The sequence below is a fragment of the Cobetia sp. PS-4MA genome (genome assembly GCF_057670765.1).
Genome location: NZ_CM173107.1, coordinates 139001 through 154918 on the forward strand (window position 1 = coordinate 139001; position 15918 = coordinate 154918).

12 protein-coding genes are annotated in these 15918 nt (G+C 62.6%); 10 read left to right on the forward strand and 2 right to left on the reverse strand.

Annotation, left to right across the window (positions count from 1 at the left end; translation table 11 throughout):
* Nucleotides 1-95 precede the first annotated feature (95 nt).
* Entirely contained in the window at nucleotides 96-1244 is a 1149-nt protein-coding gene (gene dnaJ / locus AC26AR_RS00660) for a molecular chaperone DnaJ (RefSeq protein WP_077379510.1), read from the forward strand.
* Between the two features lie 132 nt (nucleotides 1245-1376).
* On the opposite strand, the gene AC26AR_RS00665 is transcribed toward dnaJ, so the two are convergent.
* A complete protein-coding gene (locus AC26AR_RS00665; protein WP_077379508.1) occupies nucleotides 1377-2402 on the reverse strand; it encodes an esterase-like activity of phytase family protein in 1026 nt (341 codons plus the stop codon).
* A gap of 210 nt (nucleotides 2403-2612) precedes the next feature.
* On the opposite strand from AC26AR_RS00665, the gene dapB reads away from it, so the two are divergent.
* The 5 genes from dapB (at nucleotide 2613) to AC26AR_RS00690 (ending at nucleotide 9490) form a co-directional block, all read left to right on the forward strand.
* Complete coding sequence (dapB, locus tag AC26AR_RS00670) at nucleotides 2613-3419, forward strand: 4-hydroxy-tetrahydrodipicolinate reductase (protein WP_084209490.1); 807 nt, start codon at nucleotides 2613-2615, stop codon at nucleotides 3417-3419.
* Between the two features lie 576 nt (nucleotides 3420-3995).
* Complete coding sequence (gene carA, locus AC26AR_RS00675) at nucleotides 3996-5141, forward strand: glutamine-hydrolyzing carbamoyl-phosphate synthase small subunit (protein WP_176493787.1); 1146 nt, start codon at nucleotides 3996-3998, stop codon at nucleotides 5139-5141.
* 67 nt (nucleotides 5142-5208) lie between these two features.
* Nucleotides 5209-8439: a carbamoyl-phosphate synthase large subunit gene (gene carB / locus AC26AR_RS00680; RefSeq protein WP_084209488.1), complete on the forward strand. Its 3231-nt coding sequence runs from the start codon at nucleotides 5209-5211 to the stop codon at nucleotides 8437-8439.
* Complete coding sequence (greA, locus tag AC26AR_RS00685; RefSeq protein WP_077379500.1) at nucleotides 8436-8912, forward strand: transcription elongation factor GreA; 477 nt, start codon at nucleotides 8436-8438, stop codon at nucleotides 8910-8912. Before carB ends, greA begins: the two co-directional genes overlap by 4 nt.
* Before the next feature lie 125 nt (nucleotides 8913-9037).
* Nucleotides 9038-9490, forward strand: coding sequence for a hypothetical protein (locus AC26AR_RS00690; RefSeq protein ID WP_488107387.1), 453 nt, complete (start codon nucleotides 9038-9040; stop codon nucleotides 9488-9490).
* A gap of 106 nt (nucleotides 9491-9596) precedes the next feature.
* Here AC26AR_RS00690 and yhbY read toward each other — a convergent pair whose 3' ends face one another.
* Nucleotides 9597-9911 (reverse strand): ribosome assembly RNA-binding protein YhbY, encoded by a 315-nt coding sequence (gene yhbY / locus AC26AR_RS00695; RefSeq protein WP_077379496.1) that lies wholly within the window; start codon nucleotides 9909-9911, stop codon nucleotides 9597-9599.
* A 281-nt stretch (nucleotides 9912-10192) separates the two neighbouring features.
* Here yhbY and rlmE point away from each other — a divergent pair, with 281 nt between their 5' ends.
* The 4 genes from rlmE to glmM all read left to right on the forward strand — a co-directional run bounded on the left by rlmE (nucleotide 10193) and on the right by glmM (nucleotide 15902).
* Complete coding sequence (gene rlmE, locus AC26AR_RS00700; protein WP_341542755.1) at nucleotides 10193-10816, forward strand: 23S rRNA (uridine(2552)-2'-O)-methyltransferase RlmE; 624 nt, start codon at nucleotides 10193-10195, stop codon at nucleotides 10814-10816.
* A 449-nt stretch (nucleotides 10817-11265) separates the two neighbouring features.
* Complete coding sequence (gene ftsH / locus AC26AR_RS00705) at nucleotides 11266-13269, forward strand: ATP-dependent zinc metalloprotease FtsH (protein WP_065392485.1); 2004 nt, start codon at nucleotides 11266-11268, stop codon at nucleotides 13267-13269.
* Between the two features lie 390 nt (nucleotides 13270-13659).
* Nucleotides 13660-14553, forward strand: a complete 894-nt coding sequence (gene folP, locus AC26AR_RS00710; protein WP_077379979.1) for a dihydropteroate synthase — start codon at nucleotides 13660-13662, stop codon at nucleotides 14551-14553.
* Nucleotides 14550-15902, forward strand: a complete 1353-nt coding sequence (glmM, locus tag AC26AR_RS00715) for a phosphoglucosamine mutase (RefSeq protein ID WP_077379492.1) — start codon at nucleotides 14550-14552, stop codon at nucleotides 15900-15902. The genes folP and glmM overlap by 4 nt, the downstream gene beginning before the upstream one ends.
* The last annotated feature ends 16 nt before the right edge of the window (nucleotides 15903-15918 follow it).

Genomic DNA, 15918 nt, shown 5'->3' on the forward strand with positions numbered 1-15918 from the left:
TAGCGTATCGCGTGGGCGCACGCTGTCGGTGACAGCCGATATCCCAGAACAGACAGGCAGCCTTGGGCTGCCAGCAATCCAGGCGGACCTGATCCATGTCCAAGCGTGATTATTACGAAGTGCTTGGTGTCGAGCGTGGCGCCGACACCAAGGACATCAAGAAGGCGTACCGACGCCTGGCTCAGAAGCATCACCCTGACCGCAATCCGGATGACGAGGCCTCGGCGGAGAAGTTCCGCGAAGTGTCGGAAGCCTATGAAGTGCTGTCCGATGCGGACAAGCGCGCGGCCTATGACCAGTTCGGTCATGCCGGTGTCGACGGCCAGGGCGGCGGTGGCTTCGGCGGCGGTGGCTTTGGTGGTGGTGCCGGTGGCTTCGGCGACGTGTTCGGCGATGTCTTCGGTGACATCTTCGGTGGCGGCGGTGGTCGTCGCAATCCGAACGCTCCTCAGCGTGGTAGCGACCTGCGCTACAACCTTGATCTCGATCTGGAATCGGCGGTCGCCGGTACCACGGTCGACATCCGCGTGCCGCGTCTGGCTGCCTGTGGTCACTGTGATGGTGACGGCGCCGAGCCGGGTTCCACCAAGGAAACCTGCCCGACCTGCAACGGCATGGGCAAGGTGCGCATGCAGCAGGGCTTCTTCGCGGTCGAGCAGGCATGTCCGACCTGCCACGGGCGTGGCGAGAAGATCAGCGTGCCGTGCCGCAAATGTCACGGCGAAGGCCGCGTGCAGGAATCCAAGACCCTCTCGGTCAAGATTCCGCCGGGCGTCGACACCGGTGACCGTATCCGCCTGAACGGCGAAGGCGAGGGCGGTGTCAACGGCGGGCCGTCAGGTGATCTGTATGTCCAGGTCAATCTGCGCGAGCACGAGATCTTCAAGCGTGATGGGCGTCACCTGCAGTGTGAAGTGCCGATCAGCTTCGTGGATGCAGCGCTCGGTGGTGAGCTCAACGTCCCGACGCTGGATGGTCGTGTCGTGCTCAAGATTCCGGCCGAGACTCAGACGGGCAAGTTGTTCCGACTGCGCGGCAAGGGCGTCAAGCCGGTGCGTGGTGGCCCTGCCGGCGATCTGCTGTGCAAGGTGGTCATCGAGACACCTGTCAGCCTGAACGAAGAGCAGAAGGAGCTGCTGCGCCAGTTCCAGCAGAGCCTTGGCGATACCGGCAAGAGCCACTCGCCGAAGGAGAACAGCTTCTTCGATGGCGTGAAGAAGTTCTTCGAGGACATGAAGCCCTAGGCTGCGTCTTCGTTCTCCTCCGCGCTGGCGGATGCGCAACGCGAAAGCCCCACCCCGATGACTCGGAGTGGGGCTTTTTCATTGTCAAGGCTCGCCTGACATGTCATCAGCGATGCGCTGGCAGGCGATGTTTCACTCTTGAGAGGCTGGCGTGAAGGCCTCGGGCTCGATCACCGCGAAACAGCTCAGCAGCGTGGTCTGGAAGCTGCTGAAGTTGTCATCCGAGACCATCAGGAAGCGATTGCCCTCCAGATGCGTGAGCCCTTCGAAGTTGTCCAGTGACCACCCCTCGCCACTCGACAGGCGGGCAAGGGTGCGGACCTCGACGGTCGTCCCCGGCTCTCCCAGATGTGCGCGACGCAGGCTGATGACCAGCGGATAGGGCGGCGAGAAGGCGCGCTCCAGCATCAGGATGTCCCCGTCCGGCAGCATCTCCATGGCGGTCAGGCTCGAGCCCGTGTCGCTGGCCAGGGGGTAGCGCCATTCCTGCTTGCCATCCAGCGTGAACAGGCGCGTGGTGCCTTCGTCCATGCCCTCCGGGGTGGCTTCCAGACCGGCGAGCAGGCCGTACTCGGGGTGCAGGGTCAGCGCTTCCATGCCGTTGTTGGGGGCGGCACCGCGTACGCCCACGGGGGTGGCGGGTTCGCTGATCGCCAGTCCGCTGGGCAGGAAGTGCTCGACTCGGGGTTGCTGCTCGAAGCTGATGACCAGACGGGTATCGCCGCGCCGGCCGTTGTGGTCCTTCAGCAGCTGCATGCCTTCGGCATCGCTCAGGGCGCCTTGCAGGGAGATGTCGGTCTCGTCGCGCAGCGTATAGGTCTTGAGTGCCTTGGCACCGACCAGCTCCCCATGGCGGAAGGCCAGGCGCAGACGGTGCAGCCAGCCCCGGTCCGAAACGGCGTACAGCAGGGATTCATCCTTGTCCCAGCCGATATCGGACAGGCCGCCGACGGGGGTGCCATCCAGCCACTTGCCTGGCAGCTTGAGGGTGCCGCACCACTGGATCTCCGGCAGCTGGCTCATCTGCTCCGGCGAGGCCAGCGAGTAGGGGCGCGGGTGAACGCCACAGGCACTCAGCAGGCCGGCAACTGCCGTGGCAAGGGTCGCGAGGCGCAGCAGGCGCCAATGACGAATGGCATAACGATGAAGTAGCGACATGCTGACTCCGGGAACTGAGCGGTGAAGAGGGAGTGACGTGGACGGGCAGGAACTCAGTCTCCCGCTACTCTAGCGCGTAACGGGGGCAAATACATGACGTCAGCCAACGCTGCAGGCGGCTGATATACTCGCGGGGACAGCACAGGTGGCACACCCTCATCATCGCCGTGGGGTGGCTGCCCTCAAGACCCACAACAGGCAGGAGTCAGCATGACCCGTATCGCAATCATGGGCGTCGCCGGACGCATGGGACGCACGTTGGTCGAGGCCGTCGGTGCCGTGGAAGGCCTGACGCTGACAGCGGGCATCGTCGAGGCCGGCAGCTCCCTGGCAGGTGCCGACATCGGCGAGCTGGCGGGGCAGGGGCGTCTGGGTGTGGTCGCCAGTGACAGTCTGGCCGCCGTGGTGGATGACGTCGATGTCGTGATCGATTTCACCGCGCCGCAGGTGACGCTGGCCAATCTGGCGCTGTGCTCGGAGCACGGCAAGCGCATGGTCATCGGCACGACCGGTTTCAGCCCGGAGCAGCTCGAGCAACTGGATGGCTATCGCGACAGCGTGCCCTTCGTGTTTGCCGCCAACATGAGCTCCGGCGTCAATCTGACGCTGAAGCTGCTGGAAACGGCAGCCCAGGCACTGGGGGATGCGGGGTATGACATCGAGATCATCGAGGCGCACCACCGCCACAAGGTCGATGCCCCCTCCGGCACGGCACTGGCGATGGGCGAGGCGGTGGCACATGCCATCGGTCGTGATCTCGAGACCCACGGTGTCTTTGCACGCGAAGGTCAGTGTGGTCCGCGTACCGACAAGGAAATCGGCTTCGCCACCGTGCGTGCCGGTGACATCGTCGGCGAGCATACCGTGATGTTCGCCACCGAAGGCGAGCGCATCGAGATCACCCACAAGGCCTCAAGCCGCATGACCTTCGCCAAGGGCGCGGCGCGTGCCGCCGAGTGGCTGTCAGCGCGTGGCGTCGGACGCTATGACATGCAGGACGTGCTGGGTCTCAAGTGATGTCCCGTCGGGGGCTCGGGTCGAGATCGCGTCCCGGGCACTCGATTTGCCGCGTTCGAGTGGCTTCCGGGTGTATCGTGGAAGCTGTCACTGCCGACAGGATATTGTCGGTCGGCGGTGATGGATGTCGCACCTTGCGGCGGGAAATGTTCCTGGCAGGTGATTCAGGGGACCGGCTCGCGATCACTCCCGATGCCCCGCAAGCTGACTGCTGTGACGAAACGACCGTATGGTGGGCACTGCCGCCCGCTCGCGGTGCAGTCATGGGGTGGTCAGCACCGCAGGATTCGGGTAATCTCTACCCAATTTGGCCGCACTCTTGGGGCCGCTGTGACAAGCAATATTCCGAAGAATGATAACAAGCGGGATGAAGCCTGATTTTTCGGTTTCGTCCCGCTTTTTTGCAGCCTGAATTTGCCGCTTCCGGCGAGCGCTCCTCACATGGGGAAGGCGCGTGGGAAGAGTGGCGGCGGGACCCAGACTCGGCGTCAGCCGAGTACGACAATCAAGCAGCATGTCCGGTGTTCGACCGCGGATTCCGGGCAGGAAAGTGGACACTTAGGGGAGGACGTTGCGTTGATCAAACCCGCGATACTGGCCTTGGAAGACGGCAGTGTATTTCACGGCAGCGCCATCGGCGCTGATGGGCAGACCAGTGGCGAGGTGGTGTTCAACACTGCCATGACCGGCTACCAGGAAATCCTGACCGATCCCTCCTACACCCGACAGATCGTCACTCTGACGTATCCGCACATCGGCAATACCGGCATCAACGACGAGGACAACGAGTCCGATCATGTCGCGGCCGCCGGCCTGGTCATCCGCGACCTCCCGCTGCTGGCCAGCAACTTCCGCTCCACTCGCTCTCTCGATCAGTACCTGCGTGACGAGAATGTCGTCGGCATCGCGGATATCGACACGCGTCGTTTGACGCGCATCCTGCGCGAGAAGGGCTCGCTGAACGGCGCCATTCTCGCCGGTGAGGATGCTCAGGGAGATGACGCCGTCGAGCGTGCGCTGGAAGCCGCTCGTGCCTTCCCGGGCCTCAAGGGCATGGACCTGGCCAAGGAAGTCTCCTGCCGCGAGTCATTCGAGTGGCACGAAGGCGAATGGACCCTGGGAGAAGGCTACGCCGACACCCGTGAGTCAGAGCGCCCCTTCCACGTGGTCGCCTACGACTACGGCGTCAAGCACAACATCCTGCGCATGCTGGCCTCGCGTGGCTGCCGTCTGACCGTCGTGCCGGCGCAGACGCCTGCCGCCGAGGTGCTGGCGCTCAACCCGGATGGCATCTTCCTGTCCAACGGTCCGGGCGACCCCGAACCCTGCGACTACGCCATCACCGCGATTCGTGAAGTGCTCGAGACCGAGACGCCGGTCTTCGGCATCTGCCTCGGTCACCAGCTGCTGGCCCTGGCCTCCGGTGCGACCACCGTCAAGATGGGCCACGGTCACCATGGTGCCAACCACCCGGTGCAGGATCTCGACAGTGGTGTGGTGATGATCACCAGTCAGAATCACGGCTTCGCGGTGGATGAAGCCGGTATGCCGAGCCATCTGCGCGCGACCCACAAGTCGCTGTTCGATGGCAGTCTGCAGGGCATCGAGCGCACCGACCGTCCGGCCTTCAGCTTCCAGGGTCACCCGGAAGCCAGCCCCGGCCCGCAGGACGTCGCCCCGCTGTTCGATCGTTTCATCGAGATGATGCGCGCGCGACGCTGAGCCGAGCGCAGGCCCGAGGGCCTGATCCATCGTTGAGTTCAGTCACCAGATCATTGCGGGAAGAGACATGCCGAAACGTACAGACCTGAAAAGCATCCTGATCATCGGCGCCGGCCCCATCGTCATCGGCCAGGCGTGCGAGTTCGACTATTCCGGCGCACAGGCCTGCAAGGCCCTGCGTGAAGAGGGTTACCGGGTCATCCTGGTCAACTCCAACCCGGCCACCATCATGACCGACCCGGTGATGGCCGACGCGACCTACATCGAGCCGATCACCTGGGAGACCGTGGCGCGCATCATCGAGAAGGAGCGTCCGGACGCCATCCTGCCGACCATGGGTGGCCAGACCGCACTGAACTGTGCACTGGCCCTGGAGCGCGAAGGCGTGCTCGAGAAATTCGGCGTCGAGATGATCGGTGCCAACGCCGATACCATCGACAAGGCCGAAGACCGTGATCGCTTCGACAAGGCGATGAAGAAGATCGGCCTGGCGTGCCCGAAGGCCAAGGTCGCACACTCCATGGAAGAAGCCTGGGAAATCCAGGCCGAGCTGGGCTTCCCGTCCATCATCCGTCCCAGCTTCACCATGGGCGGTTCCGGCGGCGGCGTGGCGTACAACCGTGAAGAATTCGAAGAGATCTGCCATCGCGGTTTCGAGCTGTCGCCGACCCGTGAGCTGTTGATCGACGAATCGCTGCTGGGCTGGAAGGAATACGAGATGGAGGTCGTTCGTGACAAGAACGACAACTGCATCATCGTGTGTGCCATCGAGAACTTCGACCCGATGGGCGTGCATACCGGTGACTCCATCACTGTCGCCCCGGCACAGACCCTGACCGACAAGGAATACCAGCTGATGCGTGATGCATCGCTGGCCGTCCTGCGCGAGATCGGTGTCGAGACCGGTGGCTCCAACGTCCAGTTCGGCATCTGCCCGGACACCGGTCGCATGGTCGTGATCGAGATGAACCCGCGCGTGTCGCGCTCCTCTGCACTGGCCTCCAAGGCGACCGGTTTCCCGATCGCCAAGATCGCCGCCAAGCTGGCCATCGGGTATACCCTGGACGAGCTGCAGAACGACATCACCGGTGGCAAGACGCCGGCGTCCTTCGAGCCGTCCATCGACTATGTCGTCACCAAGATTCCGCGCTTCACCTTCGAGAAGTTCCCGCAGGCCAATGACCGTCTGACCACGCAGATGAAGTCGGTCGGCGAAGTCATGGCCATCGGTCGTACCTTCCAGGAATCCCTGCAGAAGGCACTGCGTGGCATGGAGACCGGTGTCGATGGTCTCGATCCCATCGTGGCCGACTATGGCGACGAGAACATGGCGCGCATCAAGGGCGAGCTGCAGGCCGCCGGTGCTGAGCGTATCTTCTACATCGCCGACGCCATGCGTGCCGGCCTTGGCATCGAAGAGATCTTCCGTCTCACCAACATCGACCGCTGGTACCTGGTGCAGCTGGCCGACCTGATCGCTCAGGAAGGCGAAGTGGCGGCAAGTTCTCTGGGCGAGATGGATGCCAATCGTCTGTTCCGTCTCAAGCGCAAGGGCTTCAGTGATGCCCGTCTGGCGCGCCTGATGGGCGTGTCCGAGAAGGCCTTCCGCAAGCATCGTCAGCAGCAGGGCATCCGCCCGGTCTACAAGCGTGTCGATACCTGTGCCGCGGAGTTCGCTTCCGACACCGCCTACATGTACTCCACCTACGAGGAGGAGTGTGAGGCCGAGGTCAGCGACAAGAAGAAGATCATGGTGCTGGGCGGTGGTCCGAACCGCATCGGTCAGGGTATCGAGTTCGACTACTGCTGCGTCCACGCCTCCCTCGCCATGCGCGCGGACGGCTACGAGACCATCATGGTCAACTGCAACCCGGAAACCGTGTCCACCGACTACGACACCTCCGATCGCCTCTACTTCGAGCCGGTGACGCTGGAAGACGTGCTGGAGATCGCCGACAAGGAACAGCCTGTCGGTGTCATCGTCCAGTTCGGCGGTCAGACGCCGCTGAAGCTGGCCCGTGAGCTCGAGGCCGCCGGTGTGCCGATCATCGGTACCACGCCGGACGCCATCGATCGCGCCGAAGACCGCGAACGTTTCCAGCAGATGATCGAGAAGCTCGGTCTCATCCAGCCGGAAAACGCCACCGCACGCAGCTTCGAGGAGGCCTTCGTCAAGGCCGAAACCATCGGCTACCCGCTGGTGGTGCGTCCGAGCTACGTGCTGGGCGGCCGCGCGATGGAAATCGTCTACTCCGCCTCCGAGCTCGAGAACTACATGACCCACGCGGTCAAGGTCTCCAATGACTCGCCGGTGCTGCTGGATCACTTCCTGAATGCCGCCATCGAGGTCGACATCGACGCGGTGTCCGATGGCAAGCAGGTCGTGATCGGCGCCATCATGCAGCACATCGAGCAGGCCGGTATCCACTCCGGTGACTCGGCGTGCGCACTGCCGCCGTACTCGCTGCCGGCAGACGTCCAGGAAGAGATGCGTGAGCAGGTCAAGCGCATGGCGCTGGAGCTCAACGTCGTCGGTCTGATGAACGTTCAGCTGGCCTGGCAGGATGGCGTGATCTACGTCATCGAGGTCAACCCGCGTGCCTCGCGTACCGTGCCGTTCGTCTCCAAGTGCATCGGCCAGTCACTGGCGCAGATCGCCGCGCGTTGCATGGCCGGCCAGACCCTGGAAGAGATCGGTTTCACCCAGGAAATCGTGCCGACCTTCTACAGCGTCAAGGAAGCGGTGCTGCCGTTCGCCAAGTTCCCGGGTGTCGATCCGATCCTGTCACCGGAAATGAAGTCCACCGGTGAAGTGATGGGTTCTGGCGATACCTTCGCCGAGGCCTTCTACAAGGCGCAGCTGGGCGCCGGGGAAGCCATCCCGACATTGACGGGCGATCGCAAGGCGTTCCTGTCCGTGCGCGAGTTCGACAAGGCGGGCGTTATCGAGGTGGCCCGCTCTCTGGTAACATTGGGCTTTACGCTTTGTGCTACCCGTGGCACGGCAGAGGTGATTGCCGCTGCCGGGCTCGAGGTTGAACCCGTCAACAAGGTGTTCGAGGGGCGGCCGCATATCGTCGACATGATCAAGAACGGCGAGATCGCCTACATCGTCAACACCACTGAGGGACGTCAGGCCATCAATGACTCGTCCGTGATTCGCCGCACTGCGCTGGCGCACAAGGTGCCCTATGCCACGACGCTGGCGGGTGCCAATGCCGTGTGCATGGCGCTCGAGTACGGAAACGATGTCAAGGTCCGTCGTCTCCAGGATCTGCATGCAGGAGTCATGATATGAGTAGAAGTCCGATGACCGTCGAGGGCGAAGATCGCCTGCGCAAGGAGCTCGAGCACCTCAAGGGCACGGAACGCCCCAAGGTCATCGCTGACATCGCGGAAGCACGTGAGCACGGCGATCTCAAGGAGAACGCCGAGTATCACGCCGCGCGTGAGCAACAGGGTTTCATCGAGGGGCGTATCCAGGAGATTGAAGCCAAGCTCTCGATGTCCCAGGTCATCGATGTCACCAAGCTGCCCAAGACAGGCAAGGTGATCTTCGGTACCACGGTTGATCTGATGAACCTCGATGACGACAGCGAAGTGCGCTATCGCATCGTGGGTGAGGATGAGGCCAGCATCAAGGACGGCAAGATCTCCGTTACCTCACCGATCGCGCGTGCGCTGATCGGCAAGGAAGAAGGGGATGTCGTGGTCGTGCGTACCCCGGGTGGCGATGTGGAGTATGAAATCTCCGAAGTGCATCACATCTGAAGCACGTCACATCTGAAGAGCATCGCCTCTGATTCGTCAGATCCTGATGTCGTGACAGCCCTGCCGGTCATCCCGGCAGGGCTGTTTTTTTGCCTGCGGGCACGGAATCCTTCAGGGAGGGAGTAATGGAAGTACAGGGAAGTCAGCCGGAAAAGCGCATCATGGCAACTTCCATGGTGGCCATCTTCATGGTGCTCGGGTTCATGCTGTTCGGGGTGGCATATGTGGTCTCCCAGTCGTTTGCCTATCGGTACACCGGGGACTCGGCGCTGTTGACGCCGTCATTGGTCCTGGGGAGTGCCCTGTTGGCGAGGGGAGTTTTCCACCTGGTGGTGCCGCTGGCGCACTTCGGCGATCAGTCGCTTTATCTGCGGCCGTCACCACTCATTGGGTGTCGCAAGATCGAGTATGAGCTGATCGAGGATTTCACTTTCGACAAGAAGACGCTGGTCATCAAGTATCGTGATGCCGGCAACGGTGAGGGGGAGTCCAGGCAGACGACACTCAAGCGTCATCAGGTCACCCAGCGGGCGCTGGATGACATCACCTTCGAGCTGAATCAGCGCGTCAGGTCGTGATTGTCAGTCACGGAAAATAGAAACGCCGCCCTCGATGAGGGCGGCGTTTCTGTCTGCGGCAGGCGTGGCGTGCGAGGTGAGCCTCGTCAGGCCTGGGCCCGGCGGCTTACTTCTCGCTGAAGCGCTGTACGTTGGACAGCTTCGGCTTGGCCTGCGGGTTGCGGCGATACAGCAGGGCGATCTTGCCGATGCTCTGGATAAGGGTCGCGCCGGTTTCGCTGCACAGGTGGCGAGCCACCTCGCCGCGCGCTTCGCGATCATTGATCGCCAGCTTCAGCTTGATCAGCTCGTGATCGTGCAGCGCGCGCTCGAGTTCGGTCACGACGCCGTCGGAAAGGCCGTTTTCCGAGACGGTGACGATCGGGTCAAGATGGTGCCCGATGCTGCGAAATGCTTTCTTTTGTGACTGTGACAAGCTCATGGTATCGTAAAGTTTCCCTGTTGGCGTCCGATGGGAGCGGGGAGCGTAGCGAAAGACAGGGTCGACTCCAGGGCTTGAAATCCAGGGGTGTGAACCCGTCTGTTGCGCAGGCAATGTCTGTGCCCGCGGGCGGAACCGCGCGCAGGACCCGCCATTCTACTCCATGACGACGCTCATGACACGACCCGTGCGCAAGCTTGCCACGCCTTTCGTGTCGTCGTTATCCCCCCCGCACCATCTCCCGCCAGTATTCGATTTCCCCCGACATTCCAGGTGACAACGTGGCTCACCCCAGCAAGAGCAGCGCTGGCTGGATGAAGGAACACTTTGATGACGCCTATGTCCAGCGCAGCTGGGCCGATGGCTATCGTTCCCGTGCCAGCTACAAACTGATTGAAATCGATGACAAGGACCGCCTGCTCAAGCCGGGCGCTACCGTCATCGACCTAGGTGCCGCCCCCGGTGGCTGGAGCCAGATCGCCGCGGATCGCGTCGGCATGGAAGGCGTGGTCATCGCCTCCGACATCCTTGAGATGGACGCCCTGGCCGGTGTCGATTTCATCCAGGGTGACTTCACCGAAGAGACCGTGCTGAACCAGATTCTGGCCACCTTGGGGGATCGCCCGGTGGATCTCGTGATCTCCGACATGGCGCCCAACATGAGCGGCATGAGCGCGATAGATCAGCCTGCCGGCATGTATCTGGTCGAGCTGGCGCTGGATCTGGCGCGCCAGACGCTCAAGCCGGGTGGCAACTTTCTGGTCAAGGTCTTCCAGGGAGAGGGCTTCGATGCCTACCTGAAGGACATGCGTGGCAGCTTCAACAAGGTCGTCACGCGCAAGCCGGAAGCGTCGCGCGCCCGCTCGCGTGAGGTCTATCTGCTTGGGCAGGGGTTCAAGGGCTGACGTTGCCCTCGATGCCAGGCGATCCCGATTTCTGCCCCGGGCGGCGACTTCATCACCGGTTAAGGCGGCCGATGGCATACTTGGTCAGGCTGGAATCATTGTGCCTCAGTCGAAGTCGTTGTATCTCTGATATAGGCCGACTATCGGCTGAATAGTCCGGTGCCGGCCTTTAAGCAATGGTTGCCGGCCCCCATCTGGTGTAGTGTCGATAGCATTGGGCCTTGAGCACGGAGGGCCGGTAACAGGTTGATGAGATGCCAAGGTCGCATCATCATCGATCGGCAAGCAGAACAACGCAGGCAAGCTTTGAGTGACTCGGTAGGCAAGGCGGCGTGTTGCGTCGTTTGATACCCCGCAGGCACGATCAGATAGCATGGCAGGCCACCACAAGACGGCAGTCGGAGTATTCACGGCATGCCAAGACAGATTCATGCAATGAGGGTGTCCCCTTGAACGACATGGCGAAGAACCTGATTCTCTGGTTGATCATCGCGGCAGTGCTGCTGACGGTGTTCAACAACTTCAGCGTCGATACCTCGCCGCAGGCGATGAACTATTCACAGTTCGTCCAGCAGGTGCAGAACGACCGGATCAAGAGCGTGACCATCGATGGTTACACCATCGAGGGTGAGCGGGCCGACGGCTCCAGCTTTACCACCATCCGGCCGGCGGCGTCCGATCCCAAGCTGATGGATGACCTGCTCTCCAACAAGGTGGAGGTCATCGGCAAGAAGCCTGAGCAGCAGTCGCTGTGGACACGTCTGTTGATTGCCAGCTTCCCGATTCTGATCATCCTGGCCATCTTCATGTTCTTCATGCGCCAGATGCAGGGTGGTGGTGCCGGCAAGGGTGGCCCGATGAGCTTCGGCAAGTCGAAGGCCAAGCTGCTGAGCCAGGATCAGATCAAGACCACCTTCAGCGACGTCGCGGGCTGTGACGAAGCGAAGGAAGAGGTCGAGGAACTGGTCGACTTCCTCAAGGACCCCAGCAAGTTCCAGCGTCTTGGCGGTCAGATTCCGCGTGGCGTACTGATGGTGGGGCCGCCGGGTACCGGCAAGACCCTGCTCGCCAAGGCGATTGCCGGCGAGGCCAAGGTGCCGTTCTTCAGCATCTCCGGTTCTGACTTCGTCGAGATGTTCGTCGGTGTCGGTGCCTCCCGTGTGCGTGACATGTTCGAGCAGGCCAAGAAGCAGGCGCCGTGCATCATCTTCATCGATGAGATCGACGCCGTCGGCCGCCACCGTGGCTCCGGCATGGGCGGTGGTCACGATGAGCGCGAGCAGACTCTGAACCAGCTGCTGGTCGAGATGGATGGCTTCGAAGCGAATGACGGCATCATCGTCATCGCGGCAACCAACCGTCCAGACGTGCTTGACCCTGCGCTGCTGCGCCCGGGCCGTTTCGACCGCCAGGTCATGGTAGGCCTGCCGGACATTCGTGGCCGCGAGCATATCCTCGGCGTTCACCTGCGCAAGGTGCCGATGGGCGACGACGTGGTGCCGGTCAATATTGCACGGGGTACGCCGGGCTTCTCTGGCGCGGATCTGGCCAACCTGGTCAATGAGGCGGCCCTGTTCGCTGCACGTCGCAACAAGCGCCTGGTCGGCATGGAAGAGCTCGAGCTGGCCAAGGACAAGATCATGATGGGCGCCGAGCGCAAATCGATGGTCATGTCCGAGAAGGAGAAGCGCAACACGGCCTATCACGAGTCCGGTCACGCCATCATCGGTCTGGTGATGCCAGAGCATGATCCGGTCTACAAGGTCTCGATCATTCCGCGAGGCCGTGCGCTGGGTGTGACGATGTTCCTACCGGAAGAGGATCGCTACAGCTATTCTCGCCAGCAGATCATCAGTCAGATCTGCTCGCTGTTCGGCGGTCGTATCGCCGAAGAGATGACGCTGGGGCCGAATGGTGTCACCACCGGGGCTTCCAACGACATCAAGCGTGCCACCGAGCTTGCCCACAACATGGTCGCCAAATGGGGTCTCTCCAGTGAAATGGGCCCGATCATGTACGATGAGGACGAGTCTCACCAGTTCCTCGGCGGTCCGGGTCAGGGCGGCGGCAAGCTGAAGTCGGGCGACACCACCTCACGTCTCGACAAGGAAGTGCGTCGTATCATCGACGAGTGCTACGCCAAGGCGCAGCAGATCCTTGAGGAGAATCGCGACAAGCTGGATGCGATGACCGAGGCGCTGATGACCTACGAGACCATCGATGCCGAGCAGCTGGCCGACATCATGGCAGGGCGCACTCCGCGTCCGCCCAAGGACTGGGGTGGCCCGGCCGGTGGTGGTGACAGTGGTCTCGTCGCGCCGGTGGCCGACACGCCGAAAGCTGAGGCGCCTGAGGCCCCCGGGTCTGACGGTGATGACGCAGACACTGACGACGGTGAGGAAGATACGCGCCGCCGTCCGTCAGATCCGCTGGGTGGTCCAAGCGGTCACTGAGCCATGAATCAGCCATCATCGCGCTGACTCTCACAACGCCCGAGCGGACCTTCCGCTCGGGCGTTGTCGTTTTCGGGGCAGACATTCGCGGCGCCCTGGATGCCCCGAGGCGGCTGATGGCAGATGATGTCATCCGCGATCAGGCGTCGGGGTGAGCCGGGTAAGTGTGGGTGAGGCGGTGTGACTCACTATCCTGCGCGGCGTGGCTCAGGTTCCTGACCCTGATCAGATGATTTGCCTGGGCAGATGGCGTTGCCATCTGCTGACGCCCCGTGTGGCGGCCGTTCGACGCCTTGCGCGGCCGATGAGGCCTCTTTAAAGTGGGTGCCCGATTCCTTCTCCGGCAGCCATGATGTTCGTCCTGGCTGCCCGTTTTCTGCATGGGTGATCATGTCGACTTACGCTGATTCACTGCCACGCGAGCCCGTGGTGGGCCATTCAATGGCGCTTGACTGCGGTGGACGCACGCTTGACCTGTCACGCCCGCGTGTCATGGGGATTCTCAATGTGACCCCGGACTCCTTCTCGGATGGTGGGCGCAGCGCGACTCTGGATGCCGCGCTGCGCCATGCCGAGCGGATGCTGGCCGATGGCGCCGCCATCATCGACGTGGGCGGTGAGTCGACCCGCCCGGGGGCGAGCCCTGTCAGTGCGGATGAGGAGCTGGCACGTGTCTGTCCGGTCGTCGAGCGGCTGGTGAGCGAGCTGGGGGCGCTGGTGAGCGTCGATACCAGTACCCCGGAGGTGATGCAGGAAACGGCGCGTCTCGGGGCTGGCATGATCAATGACGTGCGTGCATTGCGTCGTGAGGGCGCCCTTGAGGCGGCCGCACGCAGCGGCCTGCCGGTGTGCCTGATGCACATGCGTGGCGAGCCGGACACCATGCAGCAGGATACCGCCTATGCGCAGTCGATCGAGGATGAGGTCAGTGACTTTCTAGCCGAGCGCATCACCGTCTGTGAGGCCGCAGGGATCGAGCGTTCGCGTCTGTTGCTGGACCCCGGCTTCGGCTTCGGCAAGTCCCTGCAAGACAATCTGCGTCTGTATCACCGCATGGCGCAGCTGCACGAATTCACCCTCCCGCTGCTGATCGGCACCTCTCGCAAGAGCATGATCGGCAATGCGCTCGGGCGCGCGGTAGAGGATAGACTGGCTGGCAATCTGGCGCTGACGGCACTTGCCGTCCGTGAAGGTGCCCGATTGCTACGCGTTCACGACGTGGCCCCGACTGTCGATGCTGTCGACATGACGTGGGCCGTGCTACAGGAAGGCACGATACGATGAGTCGACGTTATTTTGGTACGGATGGTATTCGCGGCACGGTCGGTGAATTCCCGATCACGCCAGACTTCATGCTCAAGCTGGGCTGGGCGGCCGGGCGTGTCTTTGCACGCCATGGCCGCGGCAAGGTACTGATCGGCAAGGACACGCGCATCTCGGGGTACATGTTCGAGTCGGCGCTGGAGTCCGGTCTTTCTGCCGCAGGCGTGGATGTCTCGCTGCTGGGGCCGATGCCGACACCGGGCATCGCCTATCTGACGCGGACCTTCCGCGCGGATGCCGGTATCGTGATCTCGGCCTCGCACAATGCCTATCCGGACAATGGCATCAAGTTCTTCTCCGCGGCCGGCACCAAGCTGGATGATGCGCTGGAAGCCGAGATCGAGGCCGAGCTGGATCGCGATATCGAGATCGTCGGGCCGGATAGCCTCGGCAAGGCCTCGCGCATCCAGGATGCCGCCGGCCGTTACATTGAATTCTGCAAGTCCACCCTGCCGGGCCGTCTGGGCCTGCATGGCATGAAAGTGGTGCTGGATTGCGCGCATGGCGCGACCTACCACATCGCGCCGAATGTCTTCCGTGAGCTGGGCGCCAAGGTCAGCGTCATCGGTGGCGAACCGGATGGTCTGAACATCAACCAGGATGTCGGCTCCACCAACCCGCAGGCACTGCGTGCGGCCGTGATCGAGCAGGGCGCCGATCTTGGCGTGGCCTTCGATGGCGACGGGGACCGTCTGATCCTGGTCGATGCCGATGGCCGGGTCATCGATGGCGATGACATCCTCTACATGATCGCGCGGGATCGTCACGAGCGTGGGGTGCTGGGGGGCGGTGTCGTCGGCACGCTGATGTCCAACTTCGGTCTGGCGGCAGCGCTGGAAGGTCTGGGAATTCCCTTCGAGCGTGCCAAGGTCGGTGATCGCTACGTCATCGAGCGTCTGGAAGCCAATGGCTGGCAGTTGGGGGGGGAATCCTCCGGTCACATCGTCTGCAGCCATATCCAGAGCACCGGGGATGGCATTGTCTCCGCGCTGCAGGTGCTGGCGATCATGGCGCGTGAGGAATGTTCTCTCAGTGAGTTGCTGGTCGGTTTCGAGAAGGCGCCGCAGGCGTTGATCAACGTACGTCTGACTCCGGGCTGTGACAACCAGGCGCTGATGGCGGCGGATGCCGTCCAGGCCGCGGTAGCGGAAGTGGAAGAGACGCTGGGCAGCGAAGGTCGCGTGCTGTTGCGTCCCAGTGGTACCGAGCCACTGATCCGTGTCATGGTCGAGGGGCGGCCGCACTTTGATGTGCAGGCACTGGCCCGTCAGATCGCCTCGGCGGTCGAGGCCAGCATGCAGGCCCGCTGATATCACCCGCGGTCAT

Bases quoted from the DNA above. Each gene is read 5' to 3' on its own strand.
- glmM (WP_077379492.1), top strand. From the start codon at position 14,550: ATGAGTCGACGTTATTTTGGTACGGATGGTATTCGCGGCACGGTCGGT.
- greA (WP_077379500.1), top strand. From the start codon at position 8,436: ATGAGTAGAAGTCCGATGACCGTCGAGGGCGAAGATCGCCTGCGCAAG.
- yhbY (WP_077379496.1), bottom strand. From the start codon at position 9,911: ATGAGCTTGTCACAGTCACAAAAGAAAGCATTTCGCAGCATCGGGCAC.
- dnaJ (WP_077379510.1), top strand. From the start codon at position 96: ATGTCCAAGCGTGATTATTACGAAGTGCTTGGTGTCGAGCGTGGCGCC.
- AC26AR_RS00665 (WP_077379508.1), bottom strand. From the start codon at position 2,402: ATGTCGCTACTTCATCGTTATGCCATTCGTCATTGGCGCCTGCTGCGC.
- dapB (WP_084209490.1), top strand. From the start codon at position 2,613: ATGACCCGTATCGCAATCATGGGCGTCGCCGGACGCATGGGACGCACG.
- carB (WP_084209488.1), top strand. From the start codon at position 5,209: ATGCCGAAACGTACAGACCTGAAAAGCATCCTGATCATCGGCGCCGGC.
- folP (WP_077379979.1), top strand. From the start codon at position 13,660: ATGTCGACTTACGCTGATTCACTGCCACGCGAGCCCGTGGTGGGCCAT.
- AC26AR_RS00690 (WP_488107387.1), top strand. From the start codon at position 9,038: ATGGAAGTACAGGGAAGTCAGCCGGAAAAGCGCATCATGGCAACTTCC.